Source organism: Exiguobacterium sp. s152 (assembly GCF_018618335.1).
Classification (GTDB): Bacteria; Bacillota; Bacilli; order Exiguobacteriales; family Exiguobacteriaceae; genus Exiguobacterium; species Exiguobacterium chiriqhucha.
Window position 1 is genome coordinate 128,545 of sequence record NZ_JACSLX010000005.1, and the last position, 23,651, is coordinate 152,195.

Below are 23,651 nucleotides of genomic sequence, written 5' to 3' on the forward strand. Positions count from 1 at the left end.
AGAGGCGACCGCCTCTCGGTTATTTTGATGGTTTCGGGACGATGACCCCGTCTTCTAAATCGAGCAACATGTCAATTAGTTCCGCACAGAACTCTGGGAACTGATCGAGGAACGCACCCGGACCGACCTCATCGGTGAAGTCGATATACAGGTCCGATACGTTACCGGCCATTTTCGCCGGAAGAGCGAGGAACGCCGACCCGAAACGCCAGCTACCTCGGATATCGAGCAGCTTGCCGAGCATGATGTCACCGACCTCACGTTTTTCCGGGAGATTGACGCGATACGTCTCTTTCGTCTCCCAGTCGCGCAGTCCTTCCTCGGTCACTTCAAACACCGAGCAACGCGGGACCGCCAAGCCACGGAGCGCGTGATACAAGGCAGGGGACATGTCGGCTTTTTGATCTGCCAAGTAGCGGCCGTGCGGTGTCATCCCGTCCTCGTCCGTCTCGAAGAAGACGGCCCAGTCGATGAACAGGTCGCGGAATAGCTCGGCGTCTTTCAACTGCCAGGTGCCTTCCGAGGCGATCTCTTGAATATAGTTCGTCCAATGTGTGCTGCGCGCGAGCGCGGCTTGCTCATACAACTTTTTCAGCTCGGCCAGCAATTCGGACTCTTCTACAAGCAAAGGGAATGGAATTACTTTCCGCTCTTTTTTCATCGGCGCGGTCCTCGTTTGTTCGCAGGACGCTTCACGACCGGCGGTTTATCCTCGATCCGTTTCTCGATGACGTCGCCACGATAAATCTCGAGTTCTTTCAATTCGACGCCGAGTTGGCGGGCGAACGATTTCAAGTGCGTCAAGTCTTCATCCGTCACGAGCGAGAGCACGGTCCCGGCCGCATTCCCGCGTGCCGTCCGGCCCGAGCGGTGAATGAAGTCGTCAATCGATTCTGGCAAATCGAAGTGGACGACGTGCGTCACTTCTTCGATGTCGAGACCACGGGCCGCGAGACCTGTCGTGATGAGGAGCGGATAGTCGCCTTTACGGAATTCGCGAAGCGTTTCGACACGTTCACGTTTCCCTTTTAGACTGTCGAGCATCCGGTAGTTCACTTTCATTTTATCGAGTTCGCCTCTGAGTGGTGGCAAGAATGAGCGGTTGTTGATGAAAGCGAGCGCTTTGACACCGTTGACGTGTGACAAACGACGAAGCAATTCCGGCTTGTAGCGGCGTGTCGTCAACATGTAGCCGTACGTCACTTGACTGCTCACGGCTCGTTCGATTTTCACGTGTGCCGGCTCCTTCAAGAACGGGGCCGCCCATGCTTGAAGCGTGTCTGTGAGCGTTGCCGATACGAGGGCGATTTGATGTTCGTGCGCCGTGTGCTTGATGATGCGTTCGGCGGCTTCTGTCAATCCGCTGTCGATGATTTGGTCGGCTTCATCGAGGACGATCGTGTGCGTCTCATGAAGCTTCAATTTTTTCTTGTCGATCAGTTCGACGAGTCGGCCTGGTGTCCCGACGATCAAATGCGGCTTTTTCTTTAAGCGATCGATTTGACGTTTCAATTCGACACCGCCAATAAATGAAGCGATGCGGACATCACCTTTCTCGGTAAATCGTTGCGCGACTGTTTGAATCTGCATGACGAGTTCACGCGTCGGCGCGACGATGACGACTTGAATTCGGTCGTTCGATGCGTCGATTTTTTCAATGGCGGGTAACAAATAAGCAAGCGTCTTCCCGGTACCTGTCGGCGCTTCAATCGTGACGTCTTTACCGTCCAACAGAAGCGGGAACGCTTCTGCTTGGACCGGCATTGGTTCAGTGAAGCCAAGGCGATCCCAGGCTTCGTTAATAAATGGTTTTGTAAAGTTCATATCATTTCTCCTTATCGTGGGGCAAAAACAAAGGAAGCATAAGTGCTCCCTGTTTTAAATATAGCGAACATGTTCCGTGTCTTGGTCGAATGAAGAGCGAAGTGTCTGTGTGAACGTCTGTCCGTCCTCGATGAGTTTGATATGCACATCGATTTGGTCAGCCGACGCCTCAACGCCTTCAACGGTGAAGCCTTGATAGACACGATACTGCAATTCTTTCGTCAACCGTTCGTATGAGGCGAGCTCTGGATATGTCGCTGCCACGTCAATCGGGCGCGAGATGAGCGCAGCGAGCAAGTTATCGCGGTAATCGATAAAATCCTCGTTTTCGATGTCGTCGTCAAACCGAATCCAAAAACCTGCGTCTTCAAATTCTGTGATAAATCCATCACGTTGTTCACCGTTCGCTTCTACTTTAAGGGAGATGCGGTCACCGGCTTTCAAGTCGTGATCAGCTGTCAATAATTCGTACGTCATGGGAAGAACCCCTTCCTCTTCTACAATGTTCTGCCTTCATTGTGTCCGATGTAAGGCAAAAATTCAAGTTCTATCCCTGAGTCGTGATATACATCACACTAAAAACTGTACAAATCGTCACATCCGAATTCAGATGATACAGAATCGACTTGAATCGCGTCGTGACGTGATTTATCTGTTTCATAGTTAATTAGAAATACGTTATAACAGAATTTAAAGCGCTTACAAAAACGGCTTCACGCCAACGTTCATGAGATTGTTACAACTTTCACAAGAATGTAAAACATAATGTTCACGTTTTCACGTACACTCAACTTATAGAAAGCACGCAGTTATCTCAACTATGAGGAGTGACCCACAATGGCAACCGAAATTAAATCAGCCTGGTCAGGATTTGTACCTGGGCAGTGGACGAATGAAGTGAACGTCGGTGAGTTTATCCGTTTGAACCGACATGAGTACACAGGAGACGACCGTTTCCTCGTCGGACCGACCGAAGCGACGAATCGTCTTTGGGCACAAGTGATGGAATTGACGAAAGAAGAGCGCGAACGCGGTGGTGTTTGGGCAGTCGATCAAAACAACCCATCGACAATCGTCTCGCACGGACCAGGATACTTAAACAAAGAGCTGGAGAAAGTGGTCGGCGTTCAAACGGACGAGCCGTTCAAACGTTCGATTCATCCAAACGGCGGGATCCGGATGGTCGACGCTGCCCTTGAGTCATACGGTTTCGAGCCGAACCCCGAAATCACAAAGATTTATTCGGAAATTCGCAAAACGCATAACCAAGGTGTCTTCGATGCGTACACACCTGAGATGCGGGCGGCGCGGAAGTCAGGGATCATCACAGGTCTTCCTGACGCTTACGGCCGGGGACGGATTATCGGCGACTACCGTCGTGTTGCCTTGTACGGGTTAGACTTCTTGATTGCAGAACGTAAAAAAGACTTGGCGAACCGTGGCGGTTTCTTATCAGAGTCAGATATTCGGACACGGGAAGAAATGTCTGAGCAGCTCCGGGCCCTCCAAGAGTTGAAACAACTCGGTGCGGCGTACGGGTTTGACCTCGGCCGTCCGGCGGAAAATACACAAGAGGCGTACCAATGGGTATACCTTGCATATCTCGCAGCCGTCAAAGAACAGAACGGCGCCGCGATGTCACTTGGACGTGTCTCGACATTCCTCGATGTTTACGCAGAACGTGATATCGAAGCAGGTCGTTTGACCGAGTCAGACGTTCAAGAAATCGTCGACCACTTCATCATGAAGCTCCGAATCGTCAAATTCTTGCGCACGCCTGACTACAACGAATTGTTCTCGGGTGACCCAACGTGGGTGACCGAGTCAATCGGTGGGATGAGTGAGGATGGTCGCTCGAACGTGACGAAGAGCTCATTCCGCTTCTTGCACTCACTCTCAAACCTCGGGCCAGCACCAGAACCGAACTTGACGGTGCTTTGGTCGACGAAATTGCCAGAAGGATTTAAACAATATTGCGCGAAGATGTCGATTGAGACGTCTGCGATCCAATATGAGAACGACGACCTCATGCTTCCAGAGTTTGGCGACGACTACGGCATCGCCTGCTGTGTGTCACCGATGAAGATCGGGAAACAGATGCAGTTCTTCGGTGCCCGCGCCAACATGGCAAAAGCACTCCTTTACAGCATGAACGGAGGCCGCGATGAGAAGAGCGGCGACCAAATCGCACCGGTTTGGGAGATGAACACCGAAGACGTGCTCACGTACGACAAAGTGTATGCCGACTTCGATCGGACGCTCGATTGGCTCGCCGAGCTCTACGTCAACACGCTCAACGTCATCCACTTCATGCACGATAAATATGCGTACGAACGGATCGAGATGGCACTTCATGACCCAGAAATCCTACGGACGATGGCATGCGGAATCGCCGGTCTCTCGGTCACAGCAGATAGTCTGTCAGCCATCAAATATGCGACCGTGAAACCGGTCCGAAACGAGCAAGGCATTGCTGTCGACTTCGAGACAGAAGGCGACTTCCCTAAATTCGGAAACAACGATGACCGTGTCGATTCAATCGCCGTCGAACTCGTTGAGTCGTTCATGGAAAAAGTGCGTAAGCATAAAACATACCGCGACGCGCTCCATACGCAATCGGTCTTGACGATCACATCAAACGTCGTCTACGGCAAAAAGACAGGGAACACACCGGACGGACGTCGCGCCGGCGAACCGTTCGCACCAGGTGCGAACCCGATGCATGGCCGCGATACGAAAGGGGCAGCTGCGTCGCTCTCATCAGTCGCGAAACTCCCGTTCGAACACGCGCAAGACGGAATTTCATACACGTTCTCAATCGTACCGAAAGCGCTCGGTAAAGAAGAAGTGGCCCGTGAACTCAACTTGGCGGCGCTCCTTGACGGTTATATGGGCGGCGAGCATAAAGGACATCACTTGAACGTCAACGTCTTCAACCGTGAAACGTTGCTCGATGCGATGGAGCATCCGGAAGAATATCCACAGCTCACCATCCGCGTCTCTGGCTATGCGGTCAACTTCATCAAGTTGACGCGCGAACAACAAATCGACGTCATCAACCGGACGTTCCACGGTTCATTGTAAACAAAGGCTTGGCAGCCTTCACTCGAGGGCCGCTCATTCGTTAGGAGGTCATTTCGATGACAATGGGATATGTACACTCGGTCGAATCGTTTGGAACCGTTGACGGCCCGGGAATTCGTTTTATCGTCTTTTTACAAGGTTGTGCGCTTCGTTGCTTGTATTGCCACAATGCTGACACGTGGGATTTCAAAAAGAATAACCATCGTTCGGCCGAGGACGTCATTCAAGAAGCGCTCAGCTATCGTCCGTTCATGGAAGCGTCAAAAGGCGGCATCACGATTTCTGGGGGCGACCCGCTCGCGCAGCCAGAGTTTTTAGAGGCGCTCTTGCGTGAAGCGAAGAAACACGGGCTTCATACGACACTCGACACGTCCGGTGCACTTCGTCCCCCTAACTTGGATGCAATTTTAGACCATACGGATCTCGTGTTGCTTGATATCAAACATATCGACGATGACATGTGTAAGAAACTGACAGGACGGAGCAACGTCAACACGCTCGCGCTCGCTGAACATTTATCCGAGCGCGGAACGAAAATGTGGATTCGCCACGTCCTCGTCCCGGAATGGACACTTGATGAAGGAGCGCTCCGCCGCACGGCAGCGTTCATTCAAAAGCTCGACCACGTCGAGAAAGTCGAAATTTTGCCGTACCATGAGATGGGCGTCTATAAATGGGAGGCGCTTGGTCTCGACTATCCGCTCAAAGGAATTAAACCCCCGACGACGGAAGAAGTCGAATGGGCGGAAGGGATTTTACAAGGAACCGTTTAAAAAACTGCGCAGACCGTCATGGTCTGCGCAGTTTTTGGATTACAAATGTTTTTGACTGACGTGCTGACGGATGGCGGCCTCATCGAGCGGACGTTTGGCGACGCCGGTCTCGACGGCAGCTTTGGCAACCGCGACCGCCACGGCCGGTGCGATTCGTTCATCGAATGGGCTTGGGATGACGACCCCGTTCGCCAAATCTTCTTCGGTCAATAAATCGGCAATCGCGTGGACGGCCGCTTCCTTCATCTCCTCATTGATTTCGCTGGCGCGAACGTCAAGTGCGCCCCGGAAAATACCTGGGAAGGCGAGGACGTTGTTCACTTGGTTGGCGAAATCGGAACGGCCGGTCGCGACGACACGCGCCCCGGCTTTTGTCGCGAGGTCTGGCGTAATCTCCGGAATCGGGTTCGCCAGAGCGAAGATGATTGGATCGACGGCCATCGAGCGGACCATGTCTTCCGTGACGGCCCCGGCCGCCGAGACACCGATAAAGACGTCGGCACCTTGAAGCACGTCGGCGAGCAATCCTTCGTGTTGCTTCCGATTCGTCGCTTTGGCGATTTGATCTTTGAACGGGTTCATCCCCTCGACGCGTCCTTCGTAAATCGCGCCTTTCGTATCACAGATGACGAGGTCCTCGACACCGAAACGCTTCAACAGTTTGGCGATGGCGATGCCCGCGGCTCCGGCGCCGTTCATGACGACACGGAGTTCAGGCATCGTTTTATCGACGAGGCGCAACGCGTTGACGAGACCGGCCAAGACGACGATGGCCGTCCCGTGCTGGTCGTCATGGAAGACAGGAATCGGGAGCGATTGTTTCAACCGGGCCTCGATTTCAAAGCACTCGGGTGCTTTAATGTCTTCTAAGTTGACGGCACCAAACGTCGGTGCGAGCAGTTCGACCGTCCGGACGATTTCATCGACGTTATGCGTATCGAGACAGATGGGAAACGCATCGACGCCGGCGAAGCTTTTGAACAAGACGGCTTTTCCTTCCATGACCGGCAGTGCGGCTTCTGGACCGATATTGCCGAGACCGAGCACGGCGCTCCCGTCCGAGACGACGGCGACCGTGTTGGCGCGGAGTGTGTAGTCATACGAGAGCTCTTTATCTTCAGCGATGCGACGGCACGGTTCGGCGACGCCAGGCGAGTAGGCGAGGCTGAGCGCTTCTTTCGTGTCGACATCGACTTTCGGTGTCGTTTCCAATTTTCCGTGATGGAAGGCATGCATCTCGAGTGCGCGTTCGTTCAATGTTTTCATAAGTCTCTCCCTATAATTAGCGATTTTAATCTGTGACAATACGAGTCCATTGTAACGGAGAAACCGCTTACTTTCGAGGGTTTTACCTGCATTCGGACGAACTATTTCTGAACGATTGTTCACAAATGTCGGATTGCTGATAGGAGTTGATGCTAAATTTCGGGAAATGACAAAGGAGCCACAATATTTCTGTGACTCCCTTTGTAGATTAAGCTTTCGTTTTTCGTTTCTTCTTCTCGGCGAGACGAGCCGCTTCCGCTTGTCGTTTTTCGGCGTAGCGGAGTTCGCGCTCGAGTTTGACGAAGCTTTGATAGCGTTTCGCATCGAGCGTTCCGGATGTGATGGCGGCTCGGACGGCACAACCCGGTTCGTTGCCGTGCGAACAGTCCCGGAACCGACACGTCTCGGCGAGCGCCTCGATATCCCGAAACGTATCGTCGAGATGATCGGCACCGTCCCAAAGGCCAAATTCACGCATCCCGGGTGTATCGATGACGAACAAATCGTCAATCCGGAAAAGTTCGCGATGCGTCGTCGTATGCTTGCCGCGTTCATCGCTCTCGCGGACGGCCTGTGTCTCGGCGACGGTCGTCCCGGCGAGCGCGTTCGTCAGCGTTGATTTCCCGACACCAGATGAGCCGACGAGCACGATGGTGCTTCCGCTCGGCAGTGCGGATCGCAACGCCTCGACGCCGTCACCAGTGACTGAACTGACAGGGAAGACGTCGACCCCAGGCACTGTCAACGTAAGTTCGTCGACAAGTGCATCTGCGTTGTCGACTTGGTCCGATTTCGTCAAGACGATGAACGGCGTGGCGCCGGTTTCCCACGCGGCGAGCGAGTAACGCTCGAGCCGACGCAGATTGAAATCGTGTCCGCACGCCATCGTGATTAAGATGAAGTCGACGTTCGCACAGATCAGCTGTTCGCGCGTCTCGTTGCCGGCGGCTGCCCGTGATAGGACAGTACGCCGTTCAAGGAGACGTCGAATTACGCCTTGACCGTGTTCGCGAACGGTGAACTCGACGAAGTCACCGATGACCGGGTAGTCGCGCTCGCTTTCGGCCTCATGTCGAAATTTCCCGGTGACGCTGCACGTGTAAGCTGCATTTTCGGTCGTGACCGTGTACATATGTTGGAACTGTGCCGTGACACGCCCCGTTGTGATTGTTGTTTGATTCAAATAGAATCCTCCTCTTAGTGATGGAGGACAGTCGCCCTCCGATTAGCTGACAAGGTATATACTGCGTTGAATACGGTACTCATAAAACATCATCCTTTCATTGTTCGATGCCTCTAGTATAGCACAGGATTTGAGAACGCTATCATCTCAGTCTACAGACCGAGGGAAAACGGGCCTTGCGCTCGTCGCGCTATAAAAAATAACGTATTATGATAAGAGTGTACTTAACGAGGAGGGATGATAGATGAATCGCCAGGTGAAACAAGTGTTGTTCATCGTGGCCGCGATCTCTTTAGTTCTCGTTCTAATCGGCTTTTTACCGAATATGATCATGTTCGGTTTGGGGGCGCTCTTAGCACTGTGGGCTGGAGTCAGATTCATGGCCGTGACACATGTCGGCGCAAAAATCGGTTACGGCGCGCTTGCCTTGATCGGGATCATCACAATTTTATCGAATATTTGGGCGTTAATCGGGATTGTGGTGGCATGGGTATTGTTTAAAGGGTATATGATGTATGCCAACCAAAAACAAGACGTCGAGATTTTGAATGCGGACGGCTCGCGTGCGAACCGGAGCAGCTTTCAATCGTTTGATCAAGTGTGGCAGAAGTTTGTAAACCGTCGCTAAGCTTCACAAGGAGGATATTATGATGAAAACACCATTTGACCAGTTTCGTGATTTAGCTAACGAGTTGACGAAAGAATTGTCGAAAGAGATGAAGAAGTTCCAAGATAAAGAGGGTCCACGTTCGGCACCGCGTTCAAGCGGGGAGGCCGAGTTGAACCGTCACATCCGTGGTGCTGAAAAAGAAGCGATGTCTGTCGAACGTCTCGTCGAACGTCAAAAAGCGCTCCTCGATGAGCTGGCGACAAAACGTGATGACGCTAAACTGATGGCGGATAAGCGTTACGAGCAGACCGAGCTCGCCAAACAAGCGGGCGAAGAAAAACTCGCGGAGCGGGCCGCACTCGAGTCGAAGCATTACGGTGAGCAGTATCGTTACTTTGAAGGGTTGCTCGACGAAGGAGCGCGTGAACTCGACGCCCTCGAGCGCCGTGCCCTCGAGATGCGACTGAAACTCGATGAGATGCAAAACAAACGCTATGAGTTCGCGATGCGAGAAAACCTGGATTTATTGAAAGGTGCGCTCGATCAAATCTTCGGAGCGGAGACGTCGAAGACTCATCCGTTCACGGAAGAAGAGAAGAAGCAAGAACCGGCCGCTGAAGAGAAAATCGATGCAGCGGATGAAGATGATTTCGAAGCAAAACTAAAAGAACTTGAGCGTCGTTTCAAACAAGACTGACGCAACGGTTCAGCGATGGTCCGGCGAATGAGTTGGGCCATCGCTTCTTTGCTTCATTGTACATACTGTCAGAGAGGGGGAAGCAACGTGGAACGTTGGAACACACGCCAAATCATCGGATTCATGATTATTTTGTTTGCCATTGGACTATTTATCGATATCGTGACGGGTGGAAACAGCGTCCTCTTCAGCATGGTCGTCCCGTTATTGTTGCTTTATATCGGACGGCGCTTCAGCCGCAAAGGCAATCAGCCGGTCAGCTATATCTTTTACGGGATTGGCGGCATCATGCTCGTCGGACTCATCTTTTCGTCGGCGGCATTTGGTTTTGTGTTGTCGGGCTTACTGCTCATGTTCGGCTATCGGTTGTATAAGAACCGTCCGCTCGAATCGAGCCGATTTAAGTCACATATTCGGCAAGAACAGGCGTTTACGTTCGGGACGAAAGAAAGTGGTCACTACGTGCTCCAAGACACGAATGAATTTTTCTTGTTGCGTGACGTCGAACTCGACTTGTCACGCGCGATTATCCCGGAAGGAGAGACGTTCTTACTATTGAATGGACTCGCTGGAGACATCCGGATTCTCATTCCGGCCGGTTACGACTACTCGATTGACGCCTCAATCGGGTTCGGTAAGATTCAAGTCGACGAATCGAATTATTCGCCTGTGTTCAACCGTCGCTTCTATACGGCATCGGACGATTACGCATCGGCGACACGAAAAGTCCGGATTCATATCGTGCTCATGAGCGGAAGTGTCGAGGTGATGACCGTATGAAGAAGGATTCGTATCCACGGACCGTCGTCTGGCATCAATTGTTCAGCAGCCTCTTGACGGCACTGTTCGTCACGATTGCATTTTTAATAGGTGACTCGACTTCACTCCGAGATTTGTTCACACGTGAAGAAGGGTTGCCTTTCGGTGTGTCTATCCTCGTCATCGCCGTCTTGATCGGCAGCGTGTTCGGGGTCGGTTCGTACTTTTATTTGCGCCGTGACTTCCGGGAAGTGGCGATTGCCTTATGGAAGCTCGAGAATCAAAAAGAAATCACGTTCCGTCCGCTGTCGCCTTATCGCGACACACTCGAACGGATTGCACGCATCTCGAAACAGCGCGCAGAAATGGTCGAGATGGCGAAACGGGTCGGTGACCGGCCTGTCAGTGTCGAGGAAGCGCGCAGTGAAGCCGTCGTTGAGGAGCGGCGCCGTGTCGCCCGAGAGTTACATGATTCGGTCAGCCAGCAACTGTACGCCATTTCGATGATGACGACGGCAGCCAAGCAGACGATCGAGGCGAAGCCGGACGTGGCTGCCAAACAAATCGAACAAGTCGAAGTGATGGCGCAAACGGCTCAGGCCGAAATGCGCTCGCTCTTATTGCAACTTCGTCCGGTCGAGCTTGAAGGGATGACGCTCAAGACGGGCATCGAGCGACTGTTAGAAGAGCTGTCGCGCAAACAGTCGACCGAACTCATCTGGCGTCTCGAAGAAGTCGAGTTGTCGCGTCACACCGAAAATGAACTGTTCCGTATCGTTCAAGAAGCGATCAGCAATACGCTTCGACATGCGAAAGCGAAGCGACTCGAAATTGAAATGCGGACCGTACAACAAACGGTCATCTTAAAAATAAACGACGATGGCATCGGCTTTAATGTCGATGATACACAAGTCGCCTCATATGGCTTACAATCGATAAGAGAGAGGACGGCTGAGGTCGGCGGGACGTTACGACTCGTCAGTGTGCCCGGCGTCGGTACTCAGATTGAAGTGCGTGTGAAACAACAAGTGGAGGGGTTACAATGATTCGAGTCGTATTGATTGATGACCATGAGATGGTGCGGGCCGGTGTCTCGGCGTTCTTGTCGACGCAGCCTGACATCGAAGTCGTCGGAGAGGCATCGGACGGCGCGACTGGAGCGGAACTCGCGATCCAAGAAAAGCCGGATGTGGTCTTGATGGATTTAGTAATGGAACCTGTCGATGGGGTCGAGTCGACAAAACGGATCAAGTCGAGTTGGAAAGACGCTAAAATCTTGGTCGTGACGAGCTTCTTAGATGATGAGAAAGTGTATCCCGTCATCGAGGCCGGGGCGATGAGTTACGTCTTAAAAACGGCAAACGCCAATGAGATCGCTGATGCGATTCGTCAAACGGCAGCGGGCAATCCCGTCATGGCCGCCCAAGTGACGGGCAAGATGCTCGAGCGGCTCCGTCATCCGGAAAAGACGTTGCACGAGAGTCTGACGGCCCGGGAACGTGAGATTTTGCAGTTGATGGCAGAAGGAAAGTCGAACCAAGTCATCGCCGATGAACTATACATCTCGTTGAAGACGGTAAAGACGCACGTCTCCAACATTTTGACGAAGCTCGACGTCTATGACCGGACGCAAGCTGTCGTCTATGCATTTCAACATAATATCGTCAGTAAAGGGTGAACGGGATGCTTCCAACGATTGAAACGGAACGACTCCGGTTAAGACAGATCGATTTGAAAGACAGCGAGCGGCTGTTCACCATCTTTTCAGACCCAAACGTCTTGCGCTACTACGGAATGGAGCCTCATGCATCGCTTTCCGAGACGGAACAAATGCTTACTGGGATGCTCGAAGGGATTGAATCCGGTGCGGTGATGCGTTGGGGCATCGTGACGAAAGAGTCGTCCAACTTGATTGGGACGATTGGATTCCATAACCGAGCGCCGCGGCATCGACGTGCCGAAGTCGGTTACGAAATTCACCCTAACTATTGGCGTCACGGATATGCGACCGAAGCGCTCCACGCTGCGTTAAGCTATGCCGGGCAGACAGGCGAAATCGAACGGGTCGGGGCCATCGTCTTCACCGAGAACGTCGCGTCGCAACAAATGCTTGAAAAGAACGGATTCTCGCGGGAAGGGACGCTCCGTCACTATGTGCGACAAGGCGAACGCGCGCACGATGTGCATGTATATGGTTATACGACAAACAAGGATCACGCCGACGCGTGATCCTTGTTTTTATTTCTTCTGTGCTTGAATTTGTTCATCAATCTCCGATAAATATTCCCAACGCTCCATCTTCGCATCGAGTGCTTCTTTCAACGCGGCAATATCGGCGTACAGTTCATTCACTTTGCCGAGGTCGCTTCCGGCTATAGCGAGCCGAGCCTCCGCTGCTTCAATCTCGGACTCGAGAGAAGCGATATCTTCCTCAATCGTCTCCCATTCCTTCTGCTCTTTGAAAGTGAATTTGACGACGTCGACTTTGACGCGCTCTTTCTTCTCTTTCGATTCTTTCTTCACTTGTTGCTTCGTCTGTTCTTGGAGTGTGGCCAAATAATCACTGTACTCGGCGTGATAGACGTTTATCGTCCCATCTTCAAAGGCGATGAGCTGCTCAGCAATCCGATCTAAGAAATAGCGATCGTGACTGACGGCGATGACCGTACCTGGGAACGACTCCAAATAGTCTTCAAGAACAGACAGCGTCTCCGTATCTAGATCGTTCGTCGGTTCATCCAAAAACAGTACGTTCGGCTCGTCCATTAAAATCCGGAGCAAGACGAGGCGACGTTTCTCGCCACCGGATAGTTTGGCAATCGGTTTGTATTGCGCGTCCGGGGTGAACAGGAACCGTTCGAGCATCTGACTGGCCGTGATCGTCTCGCCGTCCGGTGTATAGATGACTTGGGCAATCCGTTCAATCTCGTCAATGACGCGGCGCGATGTGTCCTCAAACTCGACTTGTTGCCCGTAATACCCGAGATGGACCGTCTCGCCATGGACGACCGTCCCTTGCGTCGGTTGAAGGCGATGGGCGAGCAAGTTCATGAGCGTCGATTTCCCGCTACCGTTTGGTCCGACAATGCCGTATCGCTCACGTCGTCCGAACAACCACGTGAAGTCTTGGATGAGCAACTTGTCGTCGTAGCCGAATGATAAGTTCTCCACTTCAATCACTTTCTTCCCGAGACGACGTGACCCGACAGACACTTCGAGCGCCTCATCCTCGGCGAGTGTCTCTTGATGTTTCAACTCTTCGACGCGTTGGATGCGCGCCTTCTGTTTCGTCGTCCGGGCTTTGGCGCCGCGGCGCAACCAAGCGAGCTCGCGGCGCAAAATGTTTTGGCGCTTCTGCTCCATCGAATGCGACCGGGCCTTACGCTCGGCCCGTTTCTCGAGGAAGAGTTCATAGTTGCCGTCATAAAAATAACTCGTCCCGTCGGCGATTTCAAGAATGTGGTTCGTGACCCGATTCAAGAAATAGCGATCGTGGGTGATGAGTAAGATGGCACCTCGATAATCGGCCAGGACCGTCTCGAGCCAAGCAATCGTATCGGCGTCGAGTTCGTTCGTCGGCTCATCGAGTAATAACAGGTCGGCTTCGTCGAGTAAGGCGGCGGCCAAGGCGACCCGTTTTTGTTGTCCCCCGGAGAGTGAGCTGATTTCTGCCGTCACATCCGGAAGGCCGAGCCGGTTCAAAATCGATTTCAACTTGGCTTCGGTCTCCCATGCATCGGCGGCATCAACCGCTTGTTGGGCTTTCATAAAGCGTTCCAACCACTGTTCACTTGTCGGGTTCGCCTCGAGTGCTTGGCGGGCCAGTTCATATTGCTTCAACGCTTGAACGGATGGGGTGTCACTTGTGAACAAGGCGTCCAAAATTGTTTGACCCGAGTCGAAATCGACCGTTTGCGTCAAATAGCGAATCCGATAGTCGTTCGGGTGTTGCATCGAACCGCGGTCTGCCGTCTCGACGCCAGCGACGATTTTTAAAAACGTCGATTTTCCAGAGCCGTTGACTCCAATCACACCGATGCGATTGCCTGGATGAATCGTCATCGTGACGTCATCGAATAACACTTTATCTGCAAATTCTTTATGGATACCTTCAATCGTTAATAAGCTCATGACTCTTCTCCTTCAACAACGCGGCGAATCATCGTCTCCGCAAGCGCGGCGATTTCTTTGTTCGGGACGTCGGCAGGATCGATGACCGGTAAAAAGGTGACGTCGACCGTCCCAGGGGTGATGCGGTTTTTCGTCTCGAGCAAATGATGGCTGCCTTTAATGGCAACCGGGACAATCTTGGCGCCACTTGATGTGGCGAGCGTCAAACTGCCGGCTTTAAACTCTTTAATCGGCCCGCCTTTCGAACGAGTGCCTTCCGGGAAGACGATAATCGATTGGCCGGATTGAATCGTCTCAACGCCGGAGCGGATCGCTTTAATCGACTGGCGGCGGTCGCTGCGGTCGATGAAGATACAACCCATCAGTTCCATCCAACGTGGGATGATTGGGAACTTTTGAACTTCGATTTTTGAGATGAACGCTTTCGGATGTTTCGTCGCCGTGATCATGATCGGGACATCAAAGTTCCCTTGGTGGTTCGCGACGTAGACGACCGGTTCATTCGGAATGTTCTCTTGCCCGTGAACGCGGACGCGAGCGCCGGCAATCCGGAGTAGAAAGCTTGCCCATGTATAGGCGACGGTTTGAACGTATGCGTAACGTTCGGGCGGCGTCAGCCGTTTCGCTTTCGGATAGAACGGAAGCGTCAGCGGTAAGACGGCAAAAAAGGTGATAAACCAGATGGCGGTGCGGATCATGAGTCATTCTCCTTTCAATCGTACAACTGTTGGTTTGGACACGAAGAAAGAGTCTTCTTCTCTAAGCGAGAATCCGACTCTTCGGCATGAATCCTTATTCCCAGAAGCGAGATTCGCTTTCCTCTTCTTCTTCCTCGAGTTCGAACGTGATTCGTTTATTCACCGGGTCCACGGCAAAGTAAGCCCCGTCTTGATCGATGCTCTTGAACTGCATGACGTGGTCAGTGCCGATTTCGAGGGTGAGTCGAATCCGGTTGTCATCGTCGACGAGCAAGATGCCGTCTTCTTTCAGCCATAGCTCCATGACAGGTGAATAACGTAATAGCCATTCGTTCGATAAAGGGATTTCATTCATACGTGTTTGTGCCTCCTACGGGTTGAGTCCGTTTTGCTCTCTGTCTACAATAGAATAACAAAAGTGGAGGGTGAAGACGAGTGTTATGTAGAACGTTTACGTGTACTTGAATGCATACGTGCCACGATGCGTTTGATTTTTTTCTGGTTGCGGCGTTCAATCAATAAGACGTTCGTTTGTGCGACTAACTGTTTAAATGAAGATAAGCCCATGGCGAGCAATACGGCGAACAGGAATGTACCGATCGGGTCTTTGAAAAAACCGGTTTGGAGCGAGACGGACAAACCGACGACCGAAAGAATCGTGGTGAGAAAATAAAATAGCATGAGTGGCTCTCCCTTCCCAGATGATTCAATAGTAAAAGCCGAACGTTATGTTCGTTCGACAGCTGCACAAAAAATCCCTTTTTTTGTCGGAACAAAACAAAAAAACGCCTTCTGTCAGGAGAGGGCGTTTACTCTTGGACCATCGTGACGGATGAAGATACGTTTGTATCGACTCCGTTTGAGAAAATGAAGCTAAGTGAAGCGAGTAGCGCGAAGAAAGCAATCAATAAGCCTTTCATAAAGCGCTTCGCAAATGATCGAGATTGAACATCAAACATTTATTATCCCCCGTTCGGCCATGGCTGAAACCTAATTCGTTAAACAACACTTCCTTAATAATAACGTTTTCAAAATGTGGATACTAGATGGAAAATGCACGTTCACAAAATTGTCACAAAATTTGAAATAAAGACGTTAGAATGCTCGCCAATCGGTCATATGCGTCTTCGTCCCTCGTTCACAATTTAGACACAATTAAGCGGAGCAATGAAATCGAACATGATATGATTAGGAACGTGTGTAGGTAGGTATACTGACAGTAATAGATGAAAAAGGATGTGGATTGTATGGCATTACGTGCAGGAGAAGTAGTAGACTTGGTCGCGGAACGTTCAGCTGATTTTGGAGTGTTTATCGGAAACGGTCGCGAAGAGGTACTCCTTCATCGAAAAGAACAAACAGAAGAAGTTGCGGTCGGACAGACGGTACGCGTCTTCCTTTATCACGACTCGGAAGGACGTCTCGCTTCGACGATGACGATTCCTAGTGTCACGTTCGATGACTATGAATGGTATGAAGTGACAGGGGTCCGGTATAACACGGGTGTGTTCGTCAATATCGGGATTCAAAAAGATGTACTCGTCTCATTAGATGATCTTCCTGAGAACCGGTCGTATTGGCCGAAAGAAGGAGACAAGTTGTGCATTCGTCTCAAGTACGATCAAAAGAGCCGCCTCCTCGGCGAACCGGCTCATTATGCGTACTTGAACTTATTGGCGCGTCCCGCCAAAGAAGAGTGGGGCAACCAAGATGTGCAGGCAATCGTCGTCAATCGACGCGACGTCGGTGTGAACGTCTGGGTCGAAAATGAATCACTCGGTTTCTTACATGAAGCAGAGATGACACGTTGGCCACGTCTCGGTGAGCAATTGACCGTGCGTGTGACGCAAGTGAAACAAGACGGGACGGTACTCGTTTCGATGAAACCACGGGCATATGAAGCGATCGACCCGGACGCGGAAAGTATCCGTGCTTATATTGAAGAACGCGGCGGCCAAATGCCTTATGGCGACAAGACGGCGCCGGACGTGATCGATCGTGAGTTCGGGATGAGTAAAGCGGCGTTCAAACGCGCACTCGGGAAACTGCTGAAAGAAAAGCAAGTTGAAAAACTCGACAACGGCTATAAATTGAAATAAGATAACTCATGTCCAGGTGGCTATGAAAAGTTTTAGAATGTATTTCTTTCATTTTAGAAACAAATACGTTATAGTTAGTAAAGTTGACTACGAGGAAACATTGGAAAAACGTCTGTAGAACAAAACCTCAGACGTTTTTTGTATGAAAAAAGGAGAATATAATTTGACAAAATTCCAAGATTTACAGTTAAGTGAAGCATTAGTAAAAGGTGTACTCAAAATGGGCTTCGAAGAAGCTACACCGATCCAAGCTGAGACAATTCCTGTCGCACTCACAGGAGTGGACGTATTAGGTCAAGCGCAAACAGGTACAGGGAAAACAGCAGCTTTCGGTATTCCGACAATTGAGCGAATCGACACAAAGGCACGTCAAGTCCAAGCACTTGTTCTTGCACCGACACGTGAACTTGCGATTCAAGTTGCAGAAGAATTGAACAAAATCGGTGAAGCGAAGCGCGTTTACGCACTTCCAGTATACGGTGGCCAACAAATCGACCGCCAAATCCGTGGTTTGAAAAAGAACCCACAAATCGTCGTTGCCACACCGGGCCGCCTCATGGACCACATGAAGCGTAAGACGATCAAACTCGACGAGATCCAAACTGTGATCTTGGACGAGGCAGATGAAATGCTCAACATGGGCTTCGTTGAAGATATCGAGATGATTTTGAAAGGCCTTCCGGCTGAACGTCAAACGCTTCTCTTCTCTGCAACAATGCCACCACAAATCAAGAAGATTGCTGAGCGCTTCATGAAGTCGCCGACGATCATCAAAGTAAAAGCGAAGGAAATGACAGTTGAGAATATCAACCAACAATTCCTTGAATTGCGCGAAGGTCAAAAATTCGATACGCTTTGCCGTTTGATCGACATCGACTCGCCAGAACTCAGCATCATCTTCGCTCGTACGAAGAAACGTGTTGACGAAGTGACAGAAGCACTCATCAAACGTGGTTACACGGCTGATGGTCTTCACGGTGACTTAACGCAATCCAAACGTGACCAAGTCATCCGTCGTTTCAAAAACGGCACGATCGACATCTTGGTCGCGACAGACGTTGCAGCCCGTGGTCTTGATATCTCAGGTGTTACTCACGTTTACAACTTTGACGTCCCACAAGATCCGGAAAGCTACGTGCACCGCATCGGACGTACAGGCCGCGCTGGTAAAACAGGTACAGCCCTTACGTTCATCACGCCACGTGAATTCGGTCAAGTCAAAGCAATCGAACGCGTAACGAACAAGAAAATGAACCGTCGTCACGTACCGACAATCGCAGAAGTGCTCGAGGGCAACCAAAAGCAATCAGCTGAAGAATTGATCGAACGTGTTCAAGCGGGCGACTTCAAAGCTTACACGCAACTTGCGACTGAGCTTCTTGAAGAATACGAAGCAGTCGAGCTTCTTGCAGCGGCACTTCGTGGATTGACGAAAGAGCCAGATTCAACTCCGGTTGAAATCTCGTATGCAGAACCAGTACGCGTCAAACGTCAAGGCGGACGTAACGACCGTGGTGGATACCGTGGAAATCGCAGCGGCGGCGGCGAACGTCGTGGCGGCGGTGACCGTGGTGGACGCAGCGGTGGCGGCGGTGGATACCGTGGCAAACGCACGGGTGGAGACGACCGTCGTCGTTCAGACGACCGTGGCCCACGCCGTCCGCGTGACTAATCAATAACTAAAACCGCATCTCCTTAAGTGGATTTGCGGTTTTTTTTTTGGTGTCATGCTACACTAAACGAGTAGAGACAGAAAAATGAGGTGTCAACGGATGATTGAACTAGGTTTTGGTCTCGTCATACTAGTGGCGTGCGTCCTGGCTTTGAAACCGATTATAACGCGGACCGAGCGTCCGAATTTCCGATATATCCCGGTCGCCACGCTCCTGTTCGGCGCGATGATTTGGCTTGTGATGGCCATCGGCGTGGGCGGGAAGATGGGAATCGGCTACGGTGTGATGAGTATCGTATATTTCATTGCTTGTTTCGGTGCCTATATGTATGTGCATACACGAGCGAGCTGAACCCAGCTCGCTTTCGTGTTTAGAAAAAAGACGAGGTGATCAAGTTGGACGCAGTGGATGTGATGATGAATCCAGAAGAAGTCGAAGTGACATTTGAACCAATCCTGGGAGCCGCCACCTTCCAAGTAGAAGGTTATATGGTCCATGGACAGTTCAGGGGCGAGTCGCTCACCCCATTCTTTTACGACGATGACGTTCCGCTCGAGTATCAGCTCGATATCGCCAAACGGATGGAGCGTTTAGCGGCCGAACAGTTAAGGGATGCGACGCAATTCGTCACGTTCCGATGTCGGTCAGAGTGGATTCTCGAACAAGGAGGCGAGGCGTTTTTGGCCCCGCTTCGAGAATTGAACTTCCCGCTCCATCGCATTTATGTGACGCTTCAAGGGACGGATCTCGTTGACGTGTCACGCTTGTCACGAGTCGTCCAATATTATCGTTCATCTGGTGTTAAAGTCGCGCTCGACTTCGCAGAATCAACGAGCATCGAAGACATCATGACGGTGGCGCCTGAGATGTTGCTCGTCGATTTGGCGACGATGGTCGAGAAGAAGACGTTATCGGTCACGTATCCGCAAATGCTTCAGACGATGGAATATATCGCTTCCCGTCTCGGGGCTCCGCTCCTCTATAAATCGATCGACCATCTCGGACAGTTGCGTTATGCGTGGCGTCATGGCGGACGTTATTATATGGGAAGTCTCCTCGGGCAAAGCGATGCGATGCCGCCGCGCGAAGCGAAAGGTATGAGCGTATTGACGCAAGAAGTACCGTCGTTCTTCTTACACGATCAAGAGCGATTAAAGCGATTATATGAATTGGAGTTCGAACTCCATAAACAAATCCACGACCTCGTCCAAAGCGGGAAGTGGTCGCGCGATAAGAAAGATGAATGGTTGCTCCATATCGCGCCGAAACTCGAAGGCACGTTCGTCCGCTACTATTTGACGGACCAAACCGGGTTCCAGACGAGCGCGAACGTGTATCAGGCGCAGTCGGATTGGGCGGTCGACAATACGTATCGCGGTTATAACTGGAGTTTCCGACCGTACTTCATTCGAACGATGGCGGCAATGGACGTGCGTGGACGCGGCTACTTGTCTGAGGATTATCGTGACTTCAGCTCGAACGAAGTGACGCGGACGTTCAGTTATCCGTTACCGGACGGCATGTTCTTGTTTGCGGATTTATCAGAAGAGTTCTTATATCAAAATCGATTATTAGATTGAGAGGGAAAACGATGTTAGATTATGATTACGATGCCTTACGTGAGATTGGGCGAATCGTCGCTTTGGCACGCGACGAGATGGCGAAAGCGGTCGAACCGGGCATGACGACGAAACAGTTGGATGAGATTGGACAACGTATTTTGGAAGCGGAAGGGGCCGCCTCGGCCCCAATCACGATGTACGAGTTCCCAGGCTACACGTGCATCTCTATCAATGAAGTCGCAGCCCACGGGATTCCGGGCGAGCTTGTCATCCAAGACGGGGACGTGGTCAACGTCGACGTCTCGGCCGTGAAGGATGGTTACTATGCCGACACTGGGCGTACGGTCATCGCGGGCACACCGAAATCGGCTAAACACGAACGTTTGGTCGAAGTGTCATTGACCTCGCTCGAAGCGGGTCTCAGCAAAGTGAAGGCGGGCGTCAAGGTCAACCAAATCGGCAAGGCGATTTATGCCGATGCCCGGAAGAACGGCTTCACGGTCATCCGCAACTTAGCGGGCCATGGTCTTGGGCGCACCCTTCATGGGGAGCCGGAGACGATCTCGAACTACTATAGTCGTGAAGAGAACGACATTTTGAAGGAAGGTCAAGTCATTGCCGTCGAGACATTCATCTCGACGCAAGACGAAATCGTCTATCAATCGGAAGAAGACGGCTGGTCGTTGTTCACCCCGAACAACAGCCTCGTCTCTCAATTCGAGCACACGGTCGTCGTCACGAAAGACGGCTATGAAGTGTTGACGGGCACATTCCGTTAACGATGAAAAGGCGGCAGACGCGAGGTCTGCCGCTTTTTTTGCGGAGTTTTTACAGGAGTCGAACTGTCTGTTCGCTCAGTTGCTCGATGGTCGTCCAATCTGGTGCGACTTGGTCGGGAAGGATCAACTGTCCATTCTCGACCTCGAGCGGAGTATCGAGCAAATCGGTCTCGAAGTAAGCGCTCGTCCCGGCCATATCGGCCGGGTAGGCGGCTCCACTCATTGAGGCGAATAAGAGTGTGTGATAACGGCCGATGGAGGACTCATACATACCACCGACCCAGTAGGGGGTGCCGCTATCGCGAATCGCGAGTGCCGCGCTCAAGCCGCCGACGCGGGCCGGTTTGATATTGACGATGCGACCGGCTCGAAGTCGATGCATCGTCGCCACGTCTTGAGCCGAACTGATCGATTCATCGAGACAAATCGGTGTGGTGAGCCGTGCCTGCAAGTCTGCTGTCTCGACCCAATGTGTGCTCGGATAAGGCTGCTCGATCATCAAGAGACGGTAGGTATCTAATGCCTCGAACCAGTCAAGCGGTTGCTCGGAGCCACTTCCGTTCAAATCAATCATGAGCGGGGCGTCCGGAAAATTGTTCCGAATCTCGCTGAGCGCTGGAAGCAGTTCATGCGGGGACGCTTTTAACTTGATTCGATCGAATCCAGACGCGAGCGCAGACTCGATGGCGTTCAACGTTTGACTGAGAAGACCGATGCCGATGGTCCGGCCACAGGCCACGGCGTCGCCGGCTTGGACGTATTGTTTTAATGTCTGATTCGCGCGGGCCGCTTCCACCTCCCATAGAGCGCTCTCCCACATCGCTTTCGCCATCGGGTGGCCGATGATGGAGCTGACATGGGTACCGAACGAGGCGGCGGACAACGTCCTCCCTTTCAATAGTTGGATAATCAAAGCGGACGTATCGATGACGGAGCGGACGGTCTCAGCCGTATACCATGGCGTCTCGAACGCGACACCTTCCCCGTAGCCGACAACGCCGTCGACCGTCTCCAGACGGAGAATGACCGTCCGTCTCGTCGTCAACACGGCGTGGGCGGTGACAATCGGATGTTTGAACGTGAGGGGGACGATATACAGTTCAGCGCGACGAATCATGGTCAGCCTCCTTTAAGCGATGACGCATCAATTTACCGTTGGCGTTACGAGGCAACTCGTCGACGGCAATCCATGCTTTCGGATGTTTATAAGACGCCAGATGGTCGTGCAACAGCTGAATCGCCTCATCGAAATCGAACGTACCGACCGTGAAGGCGACAGGTATCGCTCCCCAAGTAGGGTCGGGACGACCGACGACCCCTACGTCTTGAATGCCAGGGCAACGCAATAACACGCTCTCGATTTCGGCCGGATAAATGTTCTCGCCGCCAGAGATAATCAAATCACTGCGACGGTCATGGACGTACAAGTAACCATCCTTGATTGTGCCGAGGTCGCCCGTCCGCCAATAGCCGTCGGGCGTCCAGGCATCGGCCTCTGGCTGCTTATAGTAACCAGGGGTCACCGTCGGTCCGTTCACTTCAATCTCCCCATTCGCATTGATGCGGAGTTGGGTCGGGGAGATTGCTTGACCGCTCGAACCGATGTGGGCGAGTGCCTCGGATGGCAAGAGTGTCGCGACTTGCGAACACGTCTCCGTCATCCCATACGTCTGGGCGACCGGTAACTGCCGCCGCTCGGCTTCTTCGAGCAACGGGCGCGGTACGGGACCGCCGCCGACGAGCAGAAGTCGTAGCTGCTGGCGGGAAAGACCTGCGTCGAGGAGACGCTGAAGCATGACGGCGACAAGCGAGATGTGGGTGATTCGTGCCGTCTCAATCAACTCGAGTGTCCGGACGACATCGAACTTCGGTTCGACGTATAATGTCGAACCGAAACGGGCGCTCCGATACACTTGGGCGAGTCCGCTCATATGGAAGAGTGGCGTGACGATGAGCATCTGATCACTCATCCCATATCCGAGGCGCGTCTTGGCCGCATCGGCGCTCGCGATGTGATTGCCGAACGTCTGCTTTACGGCCTTGGCTCGTCCGGTCGTGCCCGAGGTGAACATGAGCGACATGACTTCATCGTCTGCCCATTCGTGTGGTGTGGCGAGTGACGCCTCATCTCGTGACGTCAACTCGAATTGGGTGATTGACAGGTCAATCGGTTCATCGACGAGCAATACATCAATATCGGCCGTCTCGATTTGTCCTGACAGTTCGCTCATCGTCAACCGTGTGTTAAGCGGAATGAGCACTTTTCCGAGTAAATGGATGGCATGGACAGCGATGACATAATCAGCGCTGTTCGCAGCGCGTAATCCGATATGGCGGGCTTCGGGTGCGACCCGTTCGAGGAAGTGGGCCAAACGGGCGCTCTCCGCGCTTAACTCGGCCCAGGTCAAACTGACGGACGCGGTGACGAGTGCCATGGCGTCACGTCGATGTTGTGTCACATAACGATTCATCATCAGGACCTCCAAAAAAAGAGTAGCGAAGTCGCTACTCTT

The 23,651-nt window shown here is 52.1% G+C and carries 25 protein-coding genes; 13 read left to right on the forward strand and 12 right to left on the reverse strand.

The window, feature by feature from the left end; translation table 11 throughout:
- Positions 1 to 19 precede the first annotated feature (19 nt).
- From KNP72_RS10685 to KNP72_RS10695, 3 genes are read right to left on the reverse strand one after another with little or no spacing between them, the layout of a single operon-like run.
- On the reverse strand, positions 20 to 661 hold the full coding sequence (locus tag KNP72_RS10685) for a hypothetical protein (RefSeq protein ID WP_214719865.1): 642 nt from the start codon (positions 659 to 661) through the stop codon (positions 20 to 22).
- Positions 658 to 1,824: a DEAD/DEAH box helicase gene (locus tag KNP72_RS10690; protein WP_021067808.1), complete on the reverse strand. Its 1,167-nt coding sequence runs from the start codon at positions 1,822 to 1,824 to the stop codon at positions 658 to 660. Before KNP72_RS10690 ends, KNP72_RS10685 begins: the two co-directional genes overlap by 4 nt.
- A 54-nt stretch (positions 1,825 to 1,878) precedes the next feature.
- A complete protein-coding gene (locus KNP72_RS10695) occupies positions 1,879 to 2,301 on the reverse strand; it encodes a hypothetical protein (RefSeq protein ID WP_214719866.1) in 423 nt (140 codons plus the stop codon).
- Positions 2,302 to 2,661: 360 nt separating this feature from the next.
- On the opposite strand from KNP72_RS10695, the gene pflB reads away from it, so the two are divergent.
- Both pflB and pflA read left to right on the forward strand, forming a co-directional pair.
- Complete coding sequence (gene pflB / locus KNP72_RS10700) at positions 2,662 to 4,908, forward strand: formate C-acetyltransferase (RefSeq protein WP_214833229.1); 2,247 nt, start codon at positions 2,662 to 2,664, stop codon at positions 4,906 to 4,908.
- 56 nt (positions 4,909 to 4,964) lie between these two features.
- Positions 4,965 to 5,681 carry a pyruvate formate-lyase-activating protein gene (gene pflA / locus KNP72_RS10705; protein ID WP_021067805.1) on the forward strand — a complete coding sequence of 239 codons (717 nt, stop codon included), beginning with the start codon at positions 4,965 to 4,967 and terminating at the stop codon, positions 5,679 to 5,681.
- Positions 5,682 to 5,720: 39 nt separating this feature from the next.
- On the opposite strand, the gene KNP72_RS10710 is transcribed toward pflA, so the two are convergent.
- Together KNP72_RS10710 and rsgA are read right to left on the reverse strand one after the other, a co-directional pair.
- Positions 5,721 to 6,947: an NAD(P)-dependent malic enzyme gene (locus KNP72_RS10710; protein WP_214719868.1), complete on the reverse strand. Its 1,227-nt coding sequence runs from the start codon at positions 6,945 to 6,947 to the stop codon at positions 5,721 to 5,723.
- A 208-nt stretch (positions 6,948 to 7,155) separates the two neighbouring features.
- Complete coding sequence (gene rsgA, locus KNP72_RS10715) at positions 7,156 to 8,130, reverse strand: ribosome small subunit-dependent GTPase A (RefSeq protein ID WP_214719869.1); 975 nt, start codon at positions 8,128 to 8,130, stop codon at positions 7,156 to 7,158.
- Positions 8,131 to 8,374: 244 nt separating this feature from the next.
- Between rsgA and KNP72_RS10720 the strand changes: the two genes are divergently transcribed.
- From KNP72_RS10720 to KNP72_RS10745, 6 genes are all read left to right on the forward strand, one after another.
- On the forward strand, positions 8,375 to 8,758 hold the full coding sequence (locus KNP72_RS10720) for a lmo0954 family membrane protein (protein WP_214719870.1): 384 nt from the start codon (positions 8,375 to 8,377) through the stop codon (positions 8,756 to 8,758).
- A gap of 22 nt (positions 8,759 to 8,780) precedes the next feature.
- Positions 8,781 to 9,437 (forward strand): PspA/IM30 family protein, encoded by a 657-nt coding sequence (locus KNP72_RS10725; protein ID WP_021067801.1) that lies wholly within the window; start codon positions 8,781 to 8,783, stop codon positions 9,435 to 9,437.
- Between the two features lie 87 nt (positions 9,438 to 9,524).
- On the forward strand, positions 9,525 to 10,217 hold the full coding sequence (gene liaF / locus KNP72_RS10730) for a cell wall-active antibiotics response protein LiaF (protein WP_021067800.1): 693 nt from the start codon (positions 9,525 to 9,527) through the stop codon (positions 10,215 to 10,217).
- A complete protein-coding gene (locus tag KNP72_RS10735) occupies positions 10,214 to 11,242 on the forward strand; it encodes a sensor histidine kinase (RefSeq protein WP_021067799.1) in 1,029 nt (342 codons plus the stop codon). Before liaF ends, KNP72_RS10735 begins: the two co-directional genes overlap by 4 nt.
- A complete protein-coding gene (locus KNP72_RS10740; RefSeq protein WP_214719871.1) occupies positions 11,239 to 11,874 on the forward strand; it encodes a response regulator in 636 nt (211 codons plus the stop codon). The genes KNP72_RS10735 and KNP72_RS10740 overlap by 4 nt, the downstream gene beginning before the upstream one ends.
- A 5-nt stretch (positions 11,875 to 11,879) precedes the next feature.
- Positions 11,880 to 12,425, forward strand: a complete 546-nt coding sequence (locus tag KNP72_RS10745) for a GNAT family N-acetyltransferase (RefSeq protein WP_214719872.1) — start codon at positions 11,880 to 11,882, stop codon at positions 12,423 to 12,425.
- A gap of 9 nt (positions 12,426 to 12,434) precedes the next feature.
- Here the strand turns inward: KNP72_RS10745 and KNP72_RS10750 are convergent, their stop codons facing one another.
- The 5 genes from KNP72_RS10750 to KNP72_RS10770 form a co-directional block, all read right to left on the reverse strand.
- Positions 12,435 to 14,327, reverse strand: coding sequence for an ABC-F family ATP-binding cassette domain-containing protein (locus KNP72_RS10750; RefSeq protein ID WP_214833230.1), 1,893 nt, complete (start codon positions 14,325 to 14,327; stop codon positions 12,435 to 12,437).
- On the reverse strand, positions 14,324 to 15,025 hold the full coding sequence (locus tag KNP72_RS10755; RefSeq protein ID WP_021067795.1) for a lysophospholipid acyltransferase family protein: 702 nt from the start codon (positions 15,023 to 15,025) through the stop codon (positions 14,324 to 14,326). The genes KNP72_RS10750 and KNP72_RS10755 overlap by 4 nt, the downstream gene beginning before the upstream one ends.
- A 94-nt stretch (positions 15,026 to 15,119) precedes the next feature.
- On the reverse strand, positions 15,120 to 15,380 hold the full coding sequence (locus tag KNP72_RS10760; protein ID WP_029596043.1) for a hypothetical protein: 261 nt from the start codon (positions 15,378 to 15,380) through the stop codon (positions 15,120 to 15,122).
- Positions 15,381 to 15,463: 83 nt separating this feature from the next.
- Complete coding sequence (locus tag KNP72_RS10765) at positions 15,464 to 15,706, reverse strand: hypothetical protein (RefSeq protein ID WP_021067793.1); 243 nt, start codon at positions 15,704 to 15,706, stop codon at positions 15,464 to 15,466.
- Between the two features lie 128 nt (positions 15,707 to 15,834).
- Positions 15,835 to 15,984: a hypothetical protein gene (locus tag KNP72_RS10770; protein WP_021067792.1), complete on the reverse strand. Its 150-nt coding sequence runs from the start codon at positions 15,982 to 15,984 to the stop codon at positions 15,835 to 15,837.
- A 288-nt stretch (positions 15,985 to 16,272) separates the two neighbouring features.
- Between KNP72_RS10770 and KNP72_RS10775 the strand changes: the two genes are divergently transcribed.
- The 5 genes from KNP72_RS10775 to map all read left to right on the forward strand — a co-directional run bounded on the left by KNP72_RS10775 (position 16,273) and on the right by map (position 21,138).
- Positions 16,273 to 17,124 (forward strand): CvfB family protein, encoded by an 852-nt coding sequence (locus tag KNP72_RS10775; protein ID WP_029596042.1) that lies wholly within the window; start codon positions 16,273 to 16,275, stop codon positions 17,122 to 17,124.
- A gap of 163 nt (positions 17,125 to 17,287) precedes the next feature.
- Positions 17,288 to 18,796, forward strand: coding sequence for a degradosome RNA helicase CshA (cshA, locus tag KNP72_RS10780; RefSeq protein ID WP_131485905.1), 1,509 nt, complete (start codon positions 17,288 to 17,290; stop codon positions 18,794 to 18,796).
- 100 nt (positions 18,797 to 18,896) lie between these two features.
- Complete coding sequence (locus tag KNP72_RS10785; protein ID WP_034781064.1) at positions 18,897 to 19,148, forward strand: hypothetical protein; 252 nt, start codon at positions 18,897 to 18,899, stop codon at positions 19,146 to 19,148.
- A gap of 53 nt (positions 19,149 to 19,201) precedes the next feature.
- Positions 19,202 to 20,377 (forward strand): EAL-associated domain-containing protein, encoded by a 1,176-nt coding sequence (locus tag KNP72_RS10790; RefSeq protein WP_353048451.1) that lies wholly within the window; start codon positions 19,202 to 19,204, stop codon positions 20,375 to 20,377.
- An 11-nt stretch (positions 20,378 to 20,388) separates the two neighbouring features.
- Positions 20,389 to 21,138, forward strand: a complete 750-nt coding sequence (map, locus tag KNP72_RS10795) for a type I methionyl aminopeptidase (RefSeq protein ID WP_214833231.1) — start codon at positions 20,389 to 20,391, stop codon at positions 21,136 to 21,138.
- A 49-nt stretch (positions 21,139 to 21,187) separates the two neighbouring features.
- Here map and menC read toward each other — a convergent pair whose 3' ends face one another.
- Both menC and menE read right to left on the reverse strand, forming a co-directional pair.
- Positions 21,188 to 22,255 carry an o-succinylbenzoate synthase gene (gene menC, locus KNP72_RS10800; RefSeq protein ID WP_214719877.1) on the reverse strand — a complete coding sequence of 356 codons (1,068 nt, stop codon included), beginning with the start codon at positions 22,253 to 22,255 and terminating at the stop codon, positions 21,188 to 21,190.
- On the reverse strand, positions 22,239 to 23,609 hold the full coding sequence (menE, locus tag KNP72_RS10805) for an o-succinylbenzoate--CoA ligase (RefSeq protein ID WP_214833233.1): 1,371 nt from the start codon (positions 23,607 to 23,609) through the stop codon (positions 22,239 to 22,241). Before menE ends, menC begins: the two co-directional genes overlap by 17 nt.
- Between the last annotated feature and the right edge of the window lie 42 nt (positions 23,610 to 23,651).

Excerpts from the sequence above, each read along its gene's own strand:
- KNP72_RS10755 (WP_021067795.1), bottom strand. The coding sequence starts at position 15,025 with ATGATCCGCACCGCCATCTGGTTTATCACCTTTTTTGCCGTCTTACCG.
- KNP72_RS10760 (WP_029596043.1), bottom strand. The coding sequence starts at position 15,380 with ATGAATGAAATCCCTTTATCGAACGAATGGCTATTACGTTATTCACCT.
- menC (WP_214719877.1), bottom strand. The coding sequence starts at position 22,255 with ATGATTCGTCGCGCTGAACTGTATATCGTCCCCCTCACGTTCAAACAT.
- KNP72_RS10690 (WP_021067808.1), bottom strand. The coding sequence starts at position 1,824 with ATGAACTTTACAAAACCATTTATTAACGAAGCCTGGGATCGCCTTGGC.
- pflB (WP_214833229.1), top strand. The coding sequence starts at position 2,662 with ATGGCAACCGAAATTAAATCAGCCTGGTCAGGATTTGTACCTGGGCAG.
- KNP72_RS10775 (WP_029596042.1), top strand. The coding sequence starts at position 16,273 with ATGGCATTACGTGCAGGAGAAGTAGTAGACTTGGTCGCGGAACGTTCA.
- KNP72_RS10750 (WP_214833230.1), bottom strand. The coding sequence starts at position 14,327 with ATGAGCTTATTAACGATTGAAGGTATCCATAAAGAATTTGCAGATAAA.
- pflA (WP_021067805.1), top strand. The coding sequence starts at position 4,965 with ATGACAATGGGATATGTACACTCGGTCGAATCGTTTGGAACCGTTGAC.
- KNP72_RS10710 (WP_214719868.1), bottom strand. The coding sequence starts at position 6,947 with ATGAAAACATTGAACGAACGCGCACTCGAGATGCATGCCTTCCATCAC.
- KNP72_RS10720 (WP_214719870.1), top strand. The coding sequence starts at position 8,375 with ATGAATCGCCAGGTGAAACAAGTGTTGTTCATCGTGGCCGCGATCTCT.
- KNP72_RS10785 (WP_034781064.1), top strand. The coding sequence starts at position 18,897 with ATGATTGAACTAGGTTTTGGTCTCGTCATACTAGTGGCGTGCGTCCTG.
- KNP72_RS10765 (WP_021067793.1), bottom strand. The coding sequence starts at position 15,706 with ATGCTATTTTATTTTCTCACCACGATTCTTTCGGTCGTCGGTTTGTCC.
- KNP72_RS10745 (WP_214719872.1), top strand. The coding sequence starts at position 11,880 with ATGCTTCCAACGATTGAAACGGAACGACTCCGGTTAAGACAGATCGAT.
- KNP72_RS10685 (WP_214719865.1), bottom strand. The coding sequence starts at position 661 with ATGAAAAAAGAGCGGAAAGTAATTCCATTCCCTTTGCTTGTAGAAGAG.
- KNP72_RS10695 (WP_214719866.1), bottom strand. The coding sequence starts at position 2,301 with ATGACGTACGAATTATTGACAGCTGATCACGACTTGAAAGCCGGTGAC.
- menE (WP_214833233.1), bottom strand. The coding sequence starts at position 23,609 with ATGAATCGTTATGTGACACAACATCGACGTGACGCCATGGCACTCGTC.
- map (WP_214833231.1), top strand. The coding sequence starts at position 20,389 with ATGTTAGATTATGATTACGATGCCTTACGTGAGATTGGGCGAATCGTC.
- KNP72_RS10735 (WP_021067799.1), top strand. The coding sequence starts at position 10,214 with ATGAAGAAGGATTCGTATCCACGGACCGTCGTCTGGCATCAATTGTTC.
- KNP72_RS10740 (WP_214719871.1), top strand. The coding sequence starts at position 11,239 with ATGATTCGAGTCGTATTGATTGATGACCATGAGATGGTGCGGGCCGGT.
- KNP72_RS10725 (WP_021067801.1), top strand. The coding sequence starts at position 8,781 with ATGAAAACACCATTTGACCAGTTTCGTGATTTAGCTAACGAGTTGACG.
- KNP72_RS10770 (WP_021067792.1), bottom strand. The coding sequence starts at position 15,984 with ATGTTTGATGTTCAATCTCGATCATTTGCGAAGCGCTTTATGAAAGGC.